The organism is Achromobacter colocynthidis, from assembly GCF_057334535.1.
In genome coordinates this window covers 1-2,865 of sequence record NZ_JBHFIZ010000028.1, presented here as the reverse complement: position 1 = coordinate 2,865, position 2,865 = coordinate 1, and the positions used below count along the sequence as shown (strand labels likewise).

The window sequence follows — 2,865 nt, the reverse complement described above, 5'->3', positions numbered from 1 at the left end:
GACGGAGCAGGCGTCGCGGCCGCGGGCGGCGTGGAGGCGGTTTGTTCAGCCATCGCGGCCGCCCAGTCGTCCTGCGGCTTGAGGCCGTCGGCTTGGGTGGGCGGGTTGGCGCGGGATTGTTCGGCGAGCGCGTCGGCCCAGTCGTCGGCCGGGGACGAGCCGGTGCCAGGCTCGTTCTTGTCAGTCATGGTCGGGGGCCTCGTTTGAATCGGTATCGTAGGTAAACATGTTCTGTACGCGAAGCGCGTACTGGCCGTTGAAAACGCCGTAGCCGCATTCCATCAGCGGTACGCCATCCACGTGGGCTGTGATGGTCTGGGGCACGTCCACGGGAAGGACGTCGCCCACCTTCAAATTCATCAGTTCGCGGATCGACGACGGGATGCGCGCGAATTCCGCGACCACGTCGATGTCGGCGCTGCGAACCTGGCGCGACAACTGCTGCGACCAGCGCTGGTCAACCTCTTCCATCGTGGTTTCTTGCAGCGGCCGCGTCAGCAGATCGCGCACCGGCTCGATCATGGAATAGGGCAGGCAGATGTTCAGGTCGCCGCCGGTCGCGCCGAATTCGATGTGGAACGAGGTGACGACCACCACTTCATTGTTGCCGGTGATGCTGGCGAACTTGGTGTGCATCTCCGAGCGCACGTACTCGAATTCGATGGGATAGACGGGGTCCCAGGACTTGCCGTAGCTTTCCAGCGTCAGGTTCAGCAGACGCCGGATGATGCGTTGTTCGGTCGTGGTGAAGTCCCGGCCTTCGACGCGCGTGTGGTAGCGGCCATCGCCGCCGAACAGGCTGTCGATGACCAGGAACACCAGATTCGGGTCATAGGTGAACAGCGCCGTGCCGCGCAGGGGCTTCATCTGAATCATGTTCAGATTGCTGGGCACGGGCAGGTTGCGTTCAAAGTCCGCGTATTTCTGGATCTTGATCGAGCCGACGGTGATGTCGGCGCTGCGGCGCATGAAGTTCAACAGCACGTTGCGCATGTGGCGCGCAAAACGCTCGTTGATGAGCTCCAGCGTCTGCATGCGGCGGCGCACGACCCGCTCGGGCGAGCTCAAGTCGTAGGCGCGCGCGCCATCGTTGGGGTTCGCGGCCGCTGATTTGCTATCGCTCTCGCCGGTGACGCCGGCTAGCAGCGCATCGACTTCGTCCTGCGAAAGGAATGCCTCGTAGGCCATGCTTATTGCACCACGAACGCCGTGAACAGCACGTCGGTGACATACTGGCCGTCAGGCAGGGGCGAGAACGGCTGGTTGACCACGGTCTTGATTGCGTTGGCCATTTCGGTCTTGCCTTGCTGCGTCTGCACGCCGGTGGGCGATTGCGACGACAGCACCATCAGGATGCGGCTGCGCACTTCAGGCATGTACTTTTCAAGTCGGGTGCGGGTCTGCTCGTCGCTGACGCGCAGGGTCAGGCCCACGTGCATGATGCGTTCGGTTTCCGCGTTTTGCAGCGTCACGGTGAACGCTTCGATCGGGACGAAGATCGGGGCGGGCACCGCGATGGGGCCGGCGGGCGGCGCCACAAACGTGGTCGGCGTGGCTTGGGGGCCCTGGCCGGGCTGACCGGGCTGACCCGGTTGGCCGGGCTGGCCGCCGGGCACCTGGCCCACGCCCAATTGCACGGGCGCGCCGGCTTGCGGTTGCTGCAGGCGTTGGGTGATGAACCAGGTTGCGCCCGCACTGCCGGCGGCAACAAGGAGCAAGACCAACAGGCCCAGCAGCAGACGAAGAATGCCGCCGCCGGATTTCTTTGCGCCCGACGGCGCGGTTATGGGTTTGGTAGTCGCCATCTCGGTTTCGATGCGTATTGAGCCGCTGGTGAAAACGGATTCTTAGTGGATGAAAGCATTCTGCCCCAAACTACGCCTCGGCTTGGAGGCGAAAAACAGGGCGAAAGCCGCGTATCTCAAGCTATTGCTGCACTGCCCGCGTTCGTTGCCAAGCGCGGGCCGCGTATTTGTCACGCAAAGGTGTCGACCAATGCGTTGGCGTTGCGCGACACCGTCACGGTGGGGGTGGCGTTGTCGGCCGATGCATCGGCAAGCGCCGATCCATTGCCCGACTGACGCTGCGAGCCGCCGTTGCCTTGTTGTTGCGCGAATTCCTGCTGCGCGGACTGTTCGCCCACGCTGGTCTGGCCCAGCGAAATGCCGGCTTGCGCCAAGGCTTGCTGCAATTGCGGCATCGCGGTTTCGATGGCCTGGCGCACCGAGGCATGCGCCGAGACGAACGACGCGCTGGCCACGCCGTCGGCGATGTTCAGGCTGACGCGCAGGGGGCCCAGGTCGGGCGGATCCAGCCGCAGCTCGGCGGTCTGCATGCCCTGGCGCGCGTTGGTGCTCATCATCACCACTTGCTGGCCCAGCTCGGTGCCCCAATGCGTGCCGCCGACCGGGGTGGCGACCTGCATCACAAGCGGCACGGCCGGCGGGGCGAAGGCCGATTGGTTCACGACGGGCGCGGCCTGGCGTTGCGTGGCGGCGGCAAGTGCCTGCGCCAGATGGTCCTGCGCCGTGGCGCCATGTTGCGGCGCCTGGAATTGCTGGGTGGTGCCGGTCAAGGCGGCCAACACTTCTTCTTCGGTGCGCGCGGGCAAGGTCGTGGTGGTGGCGGGCTCGGCGTCGGCCTTGGTTTCGCGCGCAACGCGCGGCAACGGCAGGTCGACAGCGGCGCGCGGTGCTTCGGCCTTGACGGCCGGCTGCGTGGTCGGGGCGGCGGCGACGGCCGTGGCCGTGGCGCTGCCCGGCTTGACGGCGGCGGTCAGGACCGGCTGCGCGACCTGAGCATCGCGCGCGGCAATCGCGGCGGCGGCTTCGGCCTGCACGGCGGTCACGGCGACCGGCGTGCGGG

At 66.1% G+C, this 2,865-nt stretch carries 3 protein-coding genes and 1 pseudogene; all 4 read right to left on the bottom strand.

Annotated features, from left to right (window positions below; translation table 11 throughout):
- Window positions 1-188: pseudogene (locus ACE04A_RS11920) on the bottom strand (flagellar motor switch protein FliN); the annotation flags it as partial.
- Window positions 181-1,188, bottom strand: coding sequence for a flagellar motor switch protein FliM (fliM, locus tag ACE04A_RS11915; protein WP_259248470.1), 1,008 nt, complete (start codon window positions 1,186-1,188; stop codon window positions 181-183). The gene fliM and the pseudogene ACE04A_RS11920, both read right to left, overlap by 8 nt.
- A gap of 2 nt (window positions 1,189-1,190) precedes the next feature.
- Window positions 1,191-1,805, bottom strand: coding sequence for a flagellar basal body-associated protein FliL (fliL, locus tag ACE04A_RS11910; protein ID WP_259248468.1), 615 nt, complete (start codon window positions 1,803-1,805; stop codon window positions 1,191-1,193).
- 170 nt (window positions 1,806-1,975) lie between these two features.
- The coding region (locus tag ACE04A_RS11905; protein WP_485820145.1) for a flagellar hook-length control protein FliK at window positions 1,976-2,865 on the bottom strand (890 nt) is incomplete at its 5' end.